Origin of the sequence: Bacillus cereus group sp. MYBK108-1 (assembly GCF_051917185.1) — a bacterium.
Taxonomy (GTDB): Bacteria; Bacillota; Bacilli; order Bacillales; family Bacillaceae_G; genus Bacillus_A; species Bacillus_A cereus.
Genome location: NZ_JBQAHZ010000008.1, coordinates 1 through 14,975, shown reverse-complemented (window position 1 = coordinate 14,975; position 14,975 = coordinate 1). Strand labels below are relative to the sequence as shown.

Genomic DNA, 14,975 nt, shown 5'->3' with positions numbered 1-14,975 from the left:
GTCAACTGAAAAAATAAAAAGTTTACAAAAAAAGAACCTCTTTAAAAGAGGTTATGCCATTTTCTCACCTGATTCTTCTCTAAAAAAGCTTTTCATCGCATGAAATACGTCTGCTTTTTGCTTTAAAATATAATATCTGAAATTATCATCTTTAATATTTTTATAGGCTGACATGAGTGTACTATGGCGGTTATACTGGTTCACTTCCCCATACCCAAACATATTACACTTCTTCATTAGCTCTTCAACAAGTTTTACACATCTAGCATTATCTGATGTTAAATTATCACCATCTGAAAAATGGAATGGATAAATATTATAGCGGTCAGGTGAATATTTATTATCGATAAGTTCTAATGCTTTTTTATATACGGAAGAACATATTGTTCCGCCACTTTCTCCTTTTGAGAAAAATTCTTCTTCTGTAACGACTTTCGCTTCTGTATGATGAGCAATAAATTCAATATCAACTGTTTCATACTTTGTGCGTAAAAATCTTGTCATCCAGAAAAAGAAGCTACGTGCCATATATTTCTCCCATATTCCCATCGATCCACTCGTATCCATCATCGCTAATACAACAGCTTTTGAATCTGGCTTTAACACTTCATTCCAAGTGCGGAACTTTAAGTCTTCTTGATGAATCGGATGAAAAGATGCTTTACCACCCATCGCATTTCGTTTATATGCGGATATCATTGTTCTTTTCTTATCAATATTTCCCCATAATCCTGTTTTTCTAATGTCATTAAATTCAACATGTTCAATCCGGTTTTCATCCATTTCTTTTCTCTTTAAATTAGGCAGTTCTAACTCTCTGAAAAACGCTTGCTCTAATTCTAAAATAGAGACTTCAGCTTCATAGTAATCTTCCCCAGCTGCATCTCCTGCTCCTTGCCCTTTTCCTGGCCCTTTTTGTTTTTGACCACCTGATCCATCTCTCGCAACGACATCACCAACTTTGCTGTCACCGTTTCCTTGCCCAACATGTTTATTTTTATCATAATTGTATCTAATCTTATATTCATCTAGAGAACGAATTGGTATTTTTACAACATCCTTGCCATTAGACATAACTATACTTTCTTCTGTTACAAGATCGGGTAAATTATTCTTAATTGCCTCTTGTACTTTTTCTTGATGGCGCTGTTGGTCGTCATATCCTTTGCGATGGAGGGACCAGTTTTCCTGTGAAATCGTATAATTTGGTTGATTTTCTTCGCCCATTCCTTTCCCTCCTTACTGTAATTGTCTTCCTGTATGAACAGCAATCTATAAATTTTGTTCTGTAATGTGCAAGCTAGAATGTTTGAAAGGTAACTGCCCACAGAAAATCATCCCATAAACATTTATAACGTTTTTCATACAATACCCCGAGCATCCTAAACAAAATTTTGCCACTCACATAATAGAAAGAAATATTCAGCCACTGATAAGAAAGAAACACAATGCATTGTTGCACACATTTTTACTTTGCAACATATTGTATTGTGTTGGCTTTTTTCGTATGAATGGTTGGTTACTCTATCATATGCATATTGTAAAAATAATTGACAATAAATTCATAAAATTGCATCTTAATTTATTACATTTGGACAAGGTATGACACTTTATACACATATGAACGGATAATAAAACGCTGTCCCGCAAAATACAAGAGACAGCGTTTTGTTATCAAACTATCTGTTTAACAAGCTACCTACATAGCGTAGTAATTCGTTTGCTGAAGAAGAATTATAGCCATGCTCATCAATTAAACGCGCAACAACATCATTGATTTTCTTAAGCTGATTCTCGTCCGGCGTTTTCGTTGATGTTGTAATTTTCACTATATCTTTTAAATCAGCAAATAGTTTTTTCTGAATCGCTTCACGAAGACGTTCATGTGAATTATAATCAAAACGTTTTCCTTTACGGGCATAAGCAGAAATGCGAATTAAAATCTCTTCACGGAACGCTTTCTTAGCATTTTCTGAAATTCCAATTTGCTCTTCAATTGAGCGCATTAATTTTTCATCTGGACTCATTTCTTCTCCTGTTAACGGATCACGTAATTTCGATTTATTGCAGTACGCCTCGACGTTATCTAAGTAATTATCCATAAGCGTCTTAGCTGATTCTTCATATGAATAAACAAACGCTTTTTGTACTTCTTTCTTCGCGATTTCATCGTATTCTTTTCTCGCTAATGAGATGAAGTTCATGTAACGTTCACGGTCTTCATTACTAATGGATGGATGCTGATCTAGCCCATCTTTTAAAGATCTAAGTACATCTAACGCGTTAATAGATGGTACCTCTTTTCGAATGATTGTAGACGAAATTCGGTTAATGACATAACGAGGATCAATACCCTTCATACCTTCATCTTGATATTCGCGTTGTAATTCTTCTACATCAATCGCATTATAACCTTCTACCGTTTCTCCATCATACAAACGCATCTTTTTAATTAAATCAATATCCGGACGCTTCGGATCTTTTAAACGAGTTAAAATAGTGAACATTGCTGCAACGCGAAGTGTGTGTGGTGCAATGTGAACATTCGATACATCACTTTCACGAATCATTTTTTCATAAATATGTTCTTCTTCACTTACTCGTAAATTATAAGGAACTGGCATTACAATAATTCTTGAGTGCAATGCTTCATTTTTCTTATTTGCTATAAATGAGCGATACTCTGTTTCATTCGTATGCGCTACAATTAATTCATCTGCTGAAATAAGCGCAAATCTTCCCGCTTTGAAATTCCCTTCTTGCGTAAGCGATAATAAGTGCCATAAAAACTTCTCATCGCATTTTAACATCTCTTGGAACTCCATCATTCCTCGGTTTGCCTTATTTAATTCTCCATCAAATCGATACGCACGCGGATCTGATTCTGAACCATATTCTGCAATCGTAGAAAAGTCCAGACTACCTGTTAAATCTGCAATATCCTGTGATTTTGGATCAGACGGGCTAAATGTACCAATCCCTGTACGGCGATCTTCAGAGAAGAAAATACGCTCTACAACTACATCCTCAATTCTTGATCCGTATTCTTGCTCTAAACGCATGACATTTAGTGGTGATAAATTCCCTTCAATTCTAACCCCATACTCATCAAAGAAATCATCTCGTAAATGATGTGGAATTAAATGCAGTGGATCCTCGTGCATTGGGCATCCTTTAATTGCAAAAATTGCTCCGCGATCTGTTCTTGAATATGTTTCTAATCCTCGTTTCAACATTGTAACTAACGTTGATTTCCCTCCACTAACAGGACCCATTAATAATAAAATTCTTTTTCTAACATCTAATCGTTTTGCAGATGGATGAAAATATTCCTCTACAAGACGTTCTAGAGCATCCTCTAATCCAAAGAGCTGATTACTAAAGAAGTTATACTTTCTTCTACCATCAACTTCTTCAATTCCAGCGTCTTTTATCATATTGTAAATGCGAGAGTGTGCTGTTTGAGCCACCCATGGTCTTTCTTTCACAAGCTCCAAATACTCCGCAAACGTACCTTCCCATTGTAAACGTTCTTCTGCTGCTCGATGCTGTTCAATCTTTTTTAGAATATCCATTATAGCTCCTCCCCCATCTCCTTGTTCAATCGGATTATTATAAAAGGTATGCTAGGATGTCCTTAAACATTCTTTAAATCAAAACGAAATATATAATAGCACGCTAAAATTCTCTCCAAAATTCAAAGAAAATTCTGTATAATATAGGTATTAACATTTTTACACTGCTATTCATTATAAATAAATTCTTTTCTTCTAAGAACCTTACATACATTTTGGATAATAAATAAAACTCATAAACCGAAAACAGTAAGGAGGATATTAGTATGAAATTATTATTAATTTTAGGTGTATCACTCACATTTCTTACAGCTATTTTTACATCCGGTTACAATGACAAACCAGGTACACATAAAAAATGATGTGCTTTTAGCACATCATTTTTTTATTTATAATACATATTTTCCATATCATATTTGGATAGTGGTCGGCTATAATAATAACCTTGTACAAGCTTCACATTCTTTTCTTTCAAAAACTGTATTTGCTCCTTTTTTTCTACTCCTTCTGCAATTATATTCAATTCTAAAGTATGAGCTAAATGAATAATTGCAGCTGTAATATTCGTATCACGTTCATCTATATGTATACCTTCCATAAAAGAACGATCAATTTTTAAAGTATCAATTGGATATGTTTTTAAATAACTTAAAGATGAATAGCCTGTTCCAAAATCATCTAAATGAATCTTTAAATTTTGTTCTTTTAATTGTAGTAACACTCTCTTTGATATATCTTTATGTATAAGAGCTCCTTCTGTAACCTCTATCGCTAATAAATGAGCTGATACATTGTACTTATTTAAAGCCCGTGTAATCATCTCTATTAATGTAATAGAACGAAAGTGTCTAGCTGAAATATTAACCGCAATTGGGACCACTTCATATCCTTTATTTAACCATTCGCGCAGTTGCTGACACACTTGATTTACTACCCATTCATCGAGCTTAATAATAAATCCTGTTCTTTCTGCCAACGGAATAAATTGGTTTGGAGAAACAAATCCTAATTCCTTATTCTCCCACCTTATTAAAGCTTCCATACTAGCTATTTTTTTCGTTTCAATATTAATTTGTGGCTGATAATATAAGAAAAATTCATTTTTTTCTATAGCACGATGTAACTGGTTTTCTATTATAAACCTTTGTTCACGCTCACAGTCTAATCCACTACAATAAAAATGATAATGTCCTTTTCCTTTTTCTTTTGCTTTTTCTAAAGCAGCATCGACCCTCTGAAATAGTATTTTTTCATCTTCTCCATCTGCTGGAGCCATTACAATTCCAATTGATGCACTTAAATATACATCTTCTTCTTCGATTACAAAATATTCACTAATATTTTTCAGTATGCTTTTTGCAACTTCCTCTACATATTCTTTCTTTATATTTTCTATCAACATAACAAATTGATCATCGTGTTCTCTAAATAAGTGCATACCTTCTATTTTTAGATTGCTTAAACATTCTGTAACTTTTTGTAATACTTTATCTCCCTCTTTATGACCAAATGTATCATTAATACGATGAAACTCATCTAAATCTATAAATACAAGCGCAAAATTTACACTCTCATTTAAAAAAGTATTTAACTTATTTGTACATGAAATTCTATTCATTAATCCCGTTAACTGGTCATAGTAAGCTAAATATTCTGTTCGCATTTCGTTTAATACTTGCCTTGTAACATCTCTCGTAACAATATAAATCCCAACAATTTCACCGTTCACAATAATCGGGATAGTTCTCAAAGAAATATATAGCTCGTACCCTTCTTTATGAACATATTTCTTTGAAACAATTTGTTTTGCTTTTCCTTGCATCGATCCCTTAAATATAATTTGAAAATCTTTTTCATATTCTTTATTAATGAATTCAAAAATAAATTTATTATTTAATTCCTCATACCGGTATCCAAATATTTCATACGTTGCCGGATTTGCATATGTAACTCTCCCTATAGAATCTATAGATATAATTGAGTCATTATTATATTCCAGTAACGACTTAAATAACATTTGTTTTTCCTCTATCTTTGTCTTCTCCTCAATTTGAGCTGTAATATCTCTTGTAATACAAATAACAAATTGACATATTCCTTCTTCGTCGCAGACAGGATTAAGTGAAGATTCATAATGTATCTCACCTTTTGGTAAATTGACTACATCACAAAAGGTGTGTGCTTTCGCTTCTCTCACTACTTTTGCATATTGCCTTTGCAATATCCCCGCTATATCTTTTGGTAATACTTCTGCAAAAGTTTTTCCATAGCACTCTTCGCTTAACCTAGCATAATCCATTCCTATTTTATTCACATACATATATTGAAACGTTTCATTATCAATAACTTTCAATATGAATACTAAATCTTGAATAGCATGTAATAATCCTTGTCTAATTAAATCCATATCTATCATACTTAAAAAGGTATTTTGATTACTATATTCTTCCTTCATATTTATCTCAACCCGTCTTATCTATTTTTAATCATATATCCCATTCTATATGATTATGTCCTCTCTTTTAAATGTATGATTATATATTATTTTTATTTTATAAAAAAAAGTCGCCATATGGCGACTTTTAATAAACGATTTCTAAATCTAATCCAGGGTAATTTTGTTGACGGAACGCTTCATAAATTAAAATTGCTGCTGTATTAGATAAATTTAATGAACGTACTTTATCTGTCATTGGAATACGTAAACAATGATCAAAGTTTTCTTCGATTACATTAGCTGGTAAGCCGTTTGTTTCTCTTCCAAATACAAAATAGTAATCCTTCTCACGCTTGCTATAGTCAAACGCTGTATGAGCTTTCTCGCCATACTTTGTTAAATAGAAGAATTCACCGTCTTTATTTTTTTCATAAAATTCTTCAATTGAATCATAATACGTAATTTTTACGTGCTGCCAATAATCTAATCCTGCACGCTTTAACATTTTATCATCCGTTGAAAATCCAAGCGGTCTAATCAAATGTAATTCTGTTCCAGTTGCTGCACAAGTACGAGCAATATTCCCTGTATTTGCTGGAATTTCTGGCTGATATAAAACAACATGTACTCCCACGCGATATTCACCTCTGTTTTTTGTCTACTACGTATTATACCACTTGAGCGAAAAATCTCTACCCATTAATAATATGAAAGAATTTATATTTCATTTGTGGTGTATATTTACTAGAGTCTTCATAGTTCCAATAACGTCGACGGCTATTCGCTGAATGTGCATTTACAAGCGGCATACCATCTGCATCTTTTGCTACTACAATCGTCGTATGATTCCATCTTCCGTCATCCTCGAAATCATAAGCAATGACATCTCCAAGAATAAGTTCTTCTGGCCTCTCTACCGCCTCTGCTCGAAGTCCTGTTGTAGCACCTGACAAATACCAATAAAAAGAATGTGCAACAGCCCAGCTCCAACTCCACTGATTCTCCCTTTGCCACCATCCTTTACGAATATTAGGATACCCGTTCATAGGTACTTCTCCAGTATGAAGACATTGAGAAATGAAATTCGTACAATTATCAGGGAAATTACGATACATAGGATTCCGGTCATCCCACCAACGCTCTGCATATTTCACTGCCTCTAAACGATTATACTGATAAGAACCGTACTTCTCTTTCGTAATATCCCTTTCTAATGTCTCACCCATTCTAATTTCTTCTGACACTTCAATAGCAGAATCGCCTATAATTCGACTATTATTTAAACAAACTCTTCGTTTTAATTGTTCCTCTTCAATATAAAATAATTCTTTATGCTTAATTAAATATTTAAAATGTATTTGATAATCAATTTCTTGATGGTCATTACTATTTAATTGTCTAATGAAAGAAACATCCGCAGTTGCTTTCACTATATGTGCACTACGCCTTTGAAACAATTGTTTCTTTCTCAGTGCCATTTGTAGTAAATCCTCAGCAATACCATCCACATTCGTTCTTTTCTCCGTTATATATGCTAAAAATTGTTGTACTTGGTTTTCAATCTTCGTTTTTACAACCATTCTGTCTCCCTCCCATATTACAATATGAAAAAGGGAAATATTATCTACTCTTTTTTCTGTGCTAACAATTCAAGCCCGCGATTCATTTCATGAAGCACTTCTTCATCTTTCTCACGTTCCATCGCTTTCTCAATCGCTTCGCCTACTCCATCTCCGCCAATTTTCCCAAGTGCCCATGCTGCCGTTCCGCGTAGTACCGGTCTTGGGTCATCTTTCATAACACCAATTAAATCTGGAATTGCCGATGCTTCTTTAAAATGTGCTAATGCTAAAATCGCATTTCTTTGCAGTGGTTTTTTCCCTCTCCATGACCCTGACATAATCCCATATTTCTCTTTAAAATCACGATTACTAATTGTTAAAAGTGGCGTTAATAATGGTTTAACTAGCTCAGGATCCGGCTCCATCTCAGGATGATTATGAAAATCCATTCCTTTGTTTTTCGGACAAACAGTCTGACACGTATCACATCCATATATGCGATTTCCTATTTTATCGCGATATTCTTCAGGTAGGAATCCTTTCGTTTGTGTTAAAAACGCAATGCACTTCTTCGAATCTAACTGTCCCCCCTGTATTAAAGCACCGGTAGGGCAAATATCGATACATTTCGTACAGCCTCCGCATTGATCTTCTATCGGCTTATCTGGCGGGAATGGAACATTTGTAATCATTTCCCCTAAGTATACGTACGAACCAAATTCAGGTGTAATAATAGAGCAGTTTTTACCGCTCCATCCAATACCAGCACGCTCTGATACAGCTCGATCACTTAATTCACCTGTATCAACCATGGACTTCACTTCTATATCGGGAAGTTTTTCAATTAAATATGCCTCTAATTTTTGCAAACGATCTCGTAAAACAAGATGATAATCTTGTCCCCAAGAAGCACGACAAAAAATCCCACGGCGTTCTCCACGCTTACTTAATGGTGCATTTTTTAATTTTGAAGGATATGCTAAAGCAATCGCAATAATTGATTTAGCACCCGGTAATAACAGTTGCGGATTCGTTCTCTTCTCTATATCAGGCTCTTCAAATCCAGATTGATAATTTAATTGTTGTTGCTGGATTAAGCGCTGCTTTAATTCCTCAAAAGGAGAAGCGCTCGCAAAGCCTATTTTATCTATGCCAATTGTTTTACTATACGCAATTACATCTTGCTTTAATTGTTCAAAATCCACTCTTAATCGCCTCCTCAGATGAATCCACCCCTTATGTAACCACTCTATTGGTTAGTAATTCACGTTTGGAATACTATTATTTACTTCTATTTTCGCATGTAATTATATTTTTCAAACATTAAAAAACGCAATGCCTCGTTTATCTCGGAAACGAAACACTGCGTTGATCACAATTTATAGAAAAACATTTAATAAAATTTGGAGCGGGTGAAGAGAATCGAACTCTCGACCAGAGCTTGGAAGGCTCTTGTTTTACCACTAAACTACACCCGCAAATATGAATTACATATAAGATATTAGAATAACTTATGTAAAGTAGTATAGCATGTAAAAAAAGTAGAGGCAAGAATTTTATCGAAAAAAGTCGAAAAAGTGATGAGAGACCTCATCACTTTTTCAATTCTTTATCAATTGCCTTCTTCATACTATCAAAATCAGGATTTGCAAGATTTCCGTTTACATATACAGAAGGAGCACCTTGAACTTTTAATTTTTGAGCACGATCTGAATCTTTACTTACTTTTTCTTTAATGTCTTTACTGTGTAAATCTTTCGTAAATTGCTCTACATTAACTTTCGGCAGTTTCTCTTTCACAATGCTAAGAAGCAAATCTTCTGTAATCCATTCTTCTGTATCTTTCTTTTGATTTTGATAGATCTCATCATAGAAGATCCAGAATGAATCTTTATCTTGTTTATAAATTGCTTCACCAGCTGCTGCACCTAAATCCGAGTCTTTTCCGATAAATGGGAAGTTAATAAAATATAACTGCACTTTGCCTTTATCAATATACTCTTCTTTTAATCGAGGTAATACTGTTACATCCCAAGTACGACAAGCAGGACATTTAAAGTCTCCAAATTCAACTACCTTAACTGGAGCATCATCTTTCCCTAAAGATTGTTGCGTAGAATAAGCAAACATCTCATTCCCTTTATCTTTTTTGTCATTTATGATGCTATACGCAATTGTTCCAATTACAATCAATACTGCGATAGAAAAAACTATACCAAGAGCCATGAGTTTATTTGATTTCATATACATTCCTCTTTAAATTCATATTCTGTATACAGCATTGTACACAATACACATAATATCAACACTTATATACGTCACGCAATGAACACGCTCACATAAATTACAAAAACACAATAATTGTGACGATATTGTGTCACAATTTGTCACAATTTATTCAAAAAAAGAAGCTCCTCTGTAGGAACTTCTCTTAACTTACTGCTTTTTTACGCGCGCTATTTAACATCGACTGCTCTATTTTTATATCATGACGAATTACCAATTTCTCACTAACTGCTTGAACATACTCATCATGGCTTATATAGCCTTCTTTCTCCATTAGTCTCAAAACGACATTACGTCTCTCTACTGCTTTATCATAATTTTGTGCAGGTGAGTAATAAGCAGGTGCTTTTACTACAGCAGCCATCATTGCACTTTCAGCCAACGTTAATTGGTTCACCTTTTTACCGAAGTAAAGGTTTGCTGCTTTTTCAATTCCCCATGCTCCTTCTCCATAATAAATATTACTTACATATAATTTTAAAATTTCATCCTTCGTAAATGTGCGTTCAATTTTTTTCGTATAAAAAATCTCTTTCCACTTCCGAGAAAATGTACGTTCATTCGTTAAAAAGGCATTTTTAGATAGCTGCTGTGTAATTGTACTTCCTCCTTGCACGACACCACCAGCCTTTATATTCTCAACAGATGCCCTAATAATTGCTATATAATCTAAACCGTTATGATGATAAAATCTTTTATCTTCTGTCGCAATAAATGCATGTGTTAATGATTCTGGCACCTCTAACTTAGCCGGTACATGTAATTTACTAATATCACTTTTCTCAATCATTACATTTCCAATGAATAATAACGTACAACTTAACAATAATAATAATATAATGGCTTTATAAAAAAGTTTAGTCATTGGATTTAATGCAACTTTTTGATGATAGTTCACCCTAGATAATACTCGTTCTTTCATCTTGAACACCTCTTTTCCACACAGCATATAACTCTTACTTTAAGAATACATTGTTGTAAAAAAATATCCCATCGATTTCTCTTACACGTACCTTACATCATTGTAAGGTATAAAGTGAAACTTTAATGAGCCCTCATCAATCAGGCTTACTGCCCAGCAAATAGTGGGATAAAAAAGTATTGTATCACAGTATTTTTTTATCTACTATTCATCTGAAATATTGAATATAGGTTATGTTAAAGTACGAATAACCAATAATAGAGAAACCCTTAAGACTATTATATTTTCACTTTACACTTTAATTATATCATCTACAAATATATATACTTTTGACTATCTAGTAATCTAAATGTATATAACATATAGATTTATTATACAGAACAAATGTTCCCTAAATCAATACTAGTGCTATTATTATTTTGACCTTTTTCTTAAACAGTATACAAAAAAAGAGTAGTGATTCGAATGTATCTCAAATCGGCTACTCTTTTCTTTACAATCTTCCTATTAAATTATACGGCTGTACTTCCCACGTTTCATACGGAATAAAATGTGTTGCTCTCATTGCATCAAGCGTTCTGGATTTCATATGAGGACGCGTTATATACTCATCTATGTTCTCTTCATTTAAATCAACAAATTTAGCCTCTTGTATTTCTTCAGGTTGAATTTTTATTTCACCACTTATATATGCTACTTTAAAAACAACAGCTAGAATATGCATAGAAGTATTATAATAAACGCCTGTAATTCCGATAGGCTTCACCGTTAACCCTGTTTCCTCTTTTATTTCCCTACAGACAGCTTGATCGAGCGCTTCGCCTTCTTCTACCTGTCCTCCTGGCAACTCCCACGTATCAGCTCGCCAGTGCACTTTTGTTAATAACACTTCATTTTTTTCATTTGTTAAATAACCTGCTACAGCAACGATATGCTTTGGTGTCTTATGTTCCATATTAAGCCTCCTAGAGATAATGAATATTTTATATATCCCTATAATCATATTCCCTACCTACAACAAAATACCTTTAATACTTCATCACCTTAATTAACTTCATAAAAAAGACCCTATCCGCTAAGCGAAAAGGGTCATCTATCGTATTACTCTCCTAAGTCTACGTTGTGATAAACTTGTTGAACATCTTCTAAATCTTCTAATGCATCAACCATTTTCTCAAATTGTGCTTGAGCATCTTCAGGAAGTGTTACATCACTTTGTGCAAGCATTGTTAATTCTGCAACTGTAAACTCCTCAACGCCAGCACCTTTAAGTGCAGATTGTACTGCATGGAATTGATCTGGTTCAGCATACACGATAACAGAATCTTCTTCTTCTAGAATGTCACGTGCATCTACATCTGCTTCCATTAAAATTTCAAGAACTTCATCTGATGTTTTACCTTCAAGGCCGATAACAGCTGTCGCATCAAACATGTAAGCTACAGAACCGTTCACACCCATATTACCACTGTTTTTGCTAAATGCAGCTCGTACATCTGCTGCAGTACGGTTTACGTTATTTGTAAGTGTATCTACAATAACCATAGCTCCATTTGGTCCGAATCCTTCATAACGAAGCTCGTCATAATTTTCTTCTGAACCGCCTTTTGCTTTTTCAACTGCACGATCAATAATTGTTCTTGGAACATTGTATGTTTTCGCACGCTCTAATACAACTCTTAGTGCTTGGTTTGATTCTGGATCTGGCTCGCCTTGTTTTGCTGCCACATAAATTTCACGCCCAAATTTCGCGTATATACGGCTTGTATTTGCATCTTTTGATGCTTTTTTGTCTTTAATATTGTTCCATTTACGGCCCATACTTTCCACTCTCTTTCCCGTTTTAAATCTACATAAAAATATTAATATGAAATATAATGTGTGTTCAACACATTTTTAAAAGAAATATAAAAAGTTCATTTTTGATTCATATTACAGACATAATATAAATCACTATCATTTTGTTCTTTCGACAAGTTATATTATACATGAATTCCTACGTTTATTACGAATTTTAGAGGCACATAGTATAATTTAACAAAAAGACTCTAACATTTCTGTTAGAGTCTTTTTATATTGCCAATACCGATTTCTATATTATTCCCATAATTGTTTTCTATTGTTGTATAATAAAAATAGGAAAAAATTTGAAGAAAAGATGGAGGGTGAATTATGACACATTCAAAAGACAAAAAATCACATGCTTTTAAAGGAATAAGAGAAAAATTAAACCCAACTATCTATCAAGTGAGATTCATGAAATTAGATGAACCAATTCGATTTGAGTCGTTTTCTGAATTAAAGGAATTAGGAGACTGGTTGAGTACTTCAACGCACATGTGGTCATGCCACTCAACAATGTACAAATACAACAGAAAAGAGTTTGAAAAGAAGTTCTTAGAAATTACGAAATTAACAGCTGATCATGTACTAATATCTACTGGTGGCGTCGGATTTAACTTCATGTCACCAGGTTGGAGAAATTCTCTATAAAATAATGAAATTATATAAAGGGATAAAAATTTATCCCTTTATTGTTTTGTAGTTTTCCCCAACTGTATCGCATGTACTAAATGAATAAGTTTACCTTAATCATTTATAACCATTTCACCAACACACCATTTTTGCTTATTTTATAGTGTGATGAAAACATAAAAAGACTCTACACATTTGGTGTAGAGTCTTTTATTACGCCGTTCATGATACTGATACCGATGGTCGGGGTCGAACCGACACTCCCGAAGGAACACGATTTTGAGTCGTGCGCGTCTGCCAATTCCGCCACATCGGCACAAAAGAAAAGGCGGCAACCGGATTTGAACCGGTGATAAAGGTTTTGCAGACCTCTGCCTTACCACTTGGCTATGCCGCCATATTAAATTTTATTGGAGCGGAAGACGGGATTCGAACCCGCGACCCCAACCTTGGCAAGGTTGTATTCTACCACTGAACTACTTCCGCAAAAATGGCTGGGCTAGCTGGATTCGAACCAGCGCATGACGGAGTCAAAGTCCGTTGCCTTACCGCTTGGCTATAGCCCATCGAATTCTTACTTAATTATATGTAAGTATCCATTAGATTATTTGTAATTTTTAAAATAAAAATGGGGCGACTGATGGGAATCGAACCCACGAATGCCGGAGCCACAATCCGGTGCGTTAACCACTTCGCCACAACCGCCATGTTGTGTAAATATATTTGGCAGGGGCAGTAGGAATCGAACCCACACTGGAGGTTTTGGAGACCTCAGTTCTACCTTTAAACTATGCCCCTATGTAAATGGTGGAGGGGGGCAGATTCGAACTGCCGAACCCGAAGGAGCGGATTTACAGTCCGCCGCGTTTAGCCACTTCGCTACCCCTCCGAAACTTACATGGTGCCGGCTAGAGGACTTGAACCCCCAACCTACTGATTACAAGTCAGTTGCTCTACCAATTGAGCTAAGCCGGCGTATTTTATTAAAATAAATGGTGGCTCGGGACGGAATCGAACCGCCGACACGAGGATTTTCAGTCCTCTGCTCTACCGACTGAGCTACCGAGCCTTATTAAAATGGCGGTCCCGACCGGGGTCGAACCGGCGATCTCCTGCGTGACAGGCAGGCATGTTAACCACTACACCACGGGACCATTTGGTTGCGGGGACAGGATTTGAACCTGCGACCTTCGGGTTATGAGCCCGACGAGCTACCGTGCTGCTCCACCCCGCGATAATACTATTCATATAAAATTTATATGGTGGAGGATGACGGGATCGAACCGCCGACCCCCTGCTTGTAAGGCAGGTGCTCTCCCAGCTGAGCTAATCCTCCAAAGTGGTGACCCGTACGGGATTCGAACCCGTGTTACCGCCGTGAAAGGGCGGTGTCTTAACCACTTGACCAACGGGCCAAATATTATAAATCCTATGGCGGAGAGCAAGGGATTCGAACCCTTGATACGCTTGTGACGTATACACGATTTCCAATCGTGCTCCTTCGGCCAACTCGGACAGCTCTCCAATGGCTCCGCAGGTAGGAATCGAACCTACGACCGATCGGTTAACAGCCGATAGCTCTACCGCTGAGCTACTGCGGAATAATATTGCCTGGCAACGTCCTACTCTCACAGGGACAAGGTCCCAACTACCATCGGCGCTAGAGAGCTTAACTTCCGTGTTCGGTATGGGAACGGGTGTGACCTCTCTGCCATCAT

The 14,975-nt window shown here is 35.4% G+C and carries 11 protein-coding genes, 16 tRNA genes and 1 rRNA gene; 1 reads left to right on the top strand and 27 read right to left on the bottom strand.

The window, feature by feature from the left end; all coding sequences use genetic code 11:
• Window positions 1-51 precede the first annotated feature (51 nt).
• The 11 genes from yhbH to ACTFSL_RS13530 form a co-directional block, all read right to left on the bottom strand.
• On the bottom strand, window positions 52-1,227 hold the full coding sequence (gene yhbH, locus ACTFSL_RS13580) for a sporulation protein YhbH (RefSeq protein WP_006925084.1): 1,176 nt from the start codon (window positions 1,225-1,227) through the stop codon (window positions 52-54).
• Between the two features lie 452 nt (window positions 1,228-1,679).
• Window positions 1,680-3,575, bottom strand: a complete 1,896-nt coding sequence (locus ACTFSL_RS13575; RefSeq protein WP_000353273.1) for a PrkA family serine protein kinase — start codon at window positions 3,573-3,575, stop codon at window positions 1,680-1,682.
• A 385-nt stretch (window positions 3,576-3,960) separates the two neighbouring features.
• Entirely contained in the window at window positions 3,961-6,030 is a 2,070-nt protein-coding gene (locus ACTFSL_RS13570) for a sensor domain-containing protein (RefSeq protein ID WP_000657172.1), read from the bottom strand.
• Window positions 6,031-6,157: 127 nt separating this feature from the next.
• Window positions 6,158-6,646 carry a tRNA (uridine(34)/cytosine(34)/5-carboxymethylaminomethyluridine(34)-2'-O)-methyltransferase TrmL gene (gene trmL / locus ACTFSL_RS13565; protein ID WP_000538147.1) on the bottom strand — a complete coding sequence of 163 codons (489 nt, stop codon included), beginning with the start codon at window positions 6,644-6,646 and terminating at the stop codon, window positions 6,158-6,160.
• 58 nt (window positions 6,647-6,704) lie between these two features.
• A complete protein-coding gene (locus tag ACTFSL_RS13560; protein ID WP_000260591.1) occupies window positions 6,705-7,592 on the bottom strand; it encodes an amidase domain-containing protein in 888 nt (295 codons plus the stop codon).
• A 44-nt stretch (window positions 7,593-7,636) separates the two neighbouring features.
• The gene (queG, locus tag ACTFSL_RS13555) at window positions 7,637-8,779 is read right to left on the bottom strand and encodes a tRNA epoxyqueuosine(34) reductase QueG (RefSeq protein ID WP_000345215.1); all 1,143 of its coding nucleotides are present in this window, start codon (window positions 8,777-8,779) and stop codon (window positions 7,637-7,639) included.
• A gap of 199 nt (window positions 8,780-8,978) precedes the next feature.
• Window positions 8,979-9,052 (bottom strand) — tRNA-Gly (locus ACTFSL_RS13550).
• Window positions 9,053-9,167: 115 nt separating this feature from the next.
• The gene (locus ACTFSL_RS13545) at window positions 9,168-9,818 is read right to left on the bottom strand and encodes a DsbA family protein (protein WP_440041848.1); all 651 of its coding nucleotides are present in this window, start codon (window positions 9,816-9,818) and stop codon (window positions 9,168-9,170) included.
• Window positions 9,819-10,005: 187 nt separating this feature from the next.
• A complete protein-coding gene (locus tag ACTFSL_RS13540; protein WP_000664715.1) occupies window positions 10,006-10,782 on the bottom strand; it encodes a transglycosylase domain-containing protein in 777 nt (258 codons plus the stop codon).
• A gap of 493 nt (window positions 10,783-11,275) precedes the next feature.
• On the bottom strand, window positions 11,276-11,737 hold the full coding sequence (locus tag ACTFSL_RS13535) for an NUDIX hydrolase (RefSeq protein WP_000400455.1): 462 nt from the start codon (window positions 11,735-11,737) through the stop codon (window positions 11,276-11,278).
• Between the two features lie 146 nt (window positions 11,738-11,883).
• Complete coding sequence (locus ACTFSL_RS13530) at window positions 11,884-12,603, bottom strand: YebC/PmpR family DNA-binding transcriptional regulator (protein WP_000532952.1); 720 nt, start codon at window positions 12,601-12,603, stop codon at window positions 11,884-11,886.
• 351 nt (window positions 12,604-12,954) lie between these two features.
• Between ACTFSL_RS13530 and ACTFSL_RS13525 the strand changes: the two genes are divergently transcribed.
• The gene (locus ACTFSL_RS13525; protein WP_440041846.1) at window positions 12,955-13,275 is read left to right on the top strand and encodes a DUF3884 family protein; all 321 of its coding nucleotides are present in this window, start codon (window positions 12,955-12,957) and stop codon (window positions 13,273-13,275) included.
• A gap of 216 nt (window positions 13,276-13,491) precedes the next feature.
• Here the strand turns inward: ACTFSL_RS13525 and ACTFSL_RS13520 are convergent.
• The 16 genes from ACTFSL_RS13520 to rrf all read right to left on the bottom strand — a co-directional run.
• A tRNA-Leu gene (locus ACTFSL_RS13520) sits at window positions 13,492-13,573 on the bottom strand.
• A 10-nt stretch (window positions 13,574-13,583) separates the two neighbouring features.
• Window positions 13,584-13,654, bottom strand: a tRNA-Cys gene (locus tag ACTFSL_RS13515).
• Window positions 13,655-13,668: 14 nt separating this feature from the next.
• Window positions 13,669-13,743 (bottom strand) — tRNA-Gly (locus ACTFSL_RS13510).
• A gap of 5 nt (window positions 13,744-13,748) precedes the next feature.
• Window positions 13,749-13,823: transfer RNA gene (locus ACTFSL_RS13505), tRNA-Gln, on the bottom strand.
• Between the two features lie 63 nt (window positions 13,824-13,886).
• Window positions 13,887-13,962 (bottom strand) — tRNA-His (locus ACTFSL_RS13500).
• Between the two features lie 19 nt (window positions 13,963-13,981).
• Window positions 13,982-14,055, bottom strand: a tRNA-Trp gene (locus tag ACTFSL_RS13495).
• 7 nt (window positions 14,056-14,062) lie between these two features.
• Window positions 14,063-14,146: transfer RNA gene (locus ACTFSL_RS13490), tRNA-Tyr, on the bottom strand.
• A gap of 10 nt (window positions 14,147-14,156) precedes the next feature.
• A tRNA-Thr gene (locus ACTFSL_RS13485) sits at window positions 14,157-14,232 on the bottom strand.
• 18 nt (window positions 14,233-14,250) lie between these two features.
• Window positions 14,251-14,326: transfer RNA gene (locus ACTFSL_RS13480), tRNA-Phe, on the bottom strand.
• A gap of 9 nt (window positions 14,327-14,335) precedes the next feature.
• Window positions 14,336-14,411, bottom strand: a tRNA-Asp gene (locus ACTFSL_RS13475).
• A 3-nt stretch (window positions 14,412-14,414) separates the two neighbouring features.
• A tRNA-Met gene (locus ACTFSL_RS13470) sits at window positions 14,415-14,491 on the bottom strand.
• A gap of 26 nt (window positions 14,492-14,517) precedes the next feature.
• A tRNA-Val gene (locus ACTFSL_RS13465) sits at window positions 14,518-14,593 on the bottom strand.
• A gap of 4 nt (window positions 14,594-14,597) precedes the next feature.
• A tRNA-Glu gene (locus tag ACTFSL_RS13460) sits at window positions 14,598-14,672 on the bottom strand.
• Between the two features lie 17 nt (window positions 14,673-14,689).
• A tRNA-Ser gene (locus tag ACTFSL_RS13455) sits at window positions 14,690-14,781 on the bottom strand.
• 2 nt (window positions 14,782-14,783) lie between these two features.
• Window positions 14,784-14,858, bottom strand: a tRNA-Asn gene (locus ACTFSL_RS13450).
• An 8-nt stretch (window positions 14,859-14,866) separates the two neighbouring features.
• Window positions 14,867-14,975 (bottom strand): 5S ribosomal RNA (gene rrf, locus ACTFSL_RS13445); the annotation flags it as partial.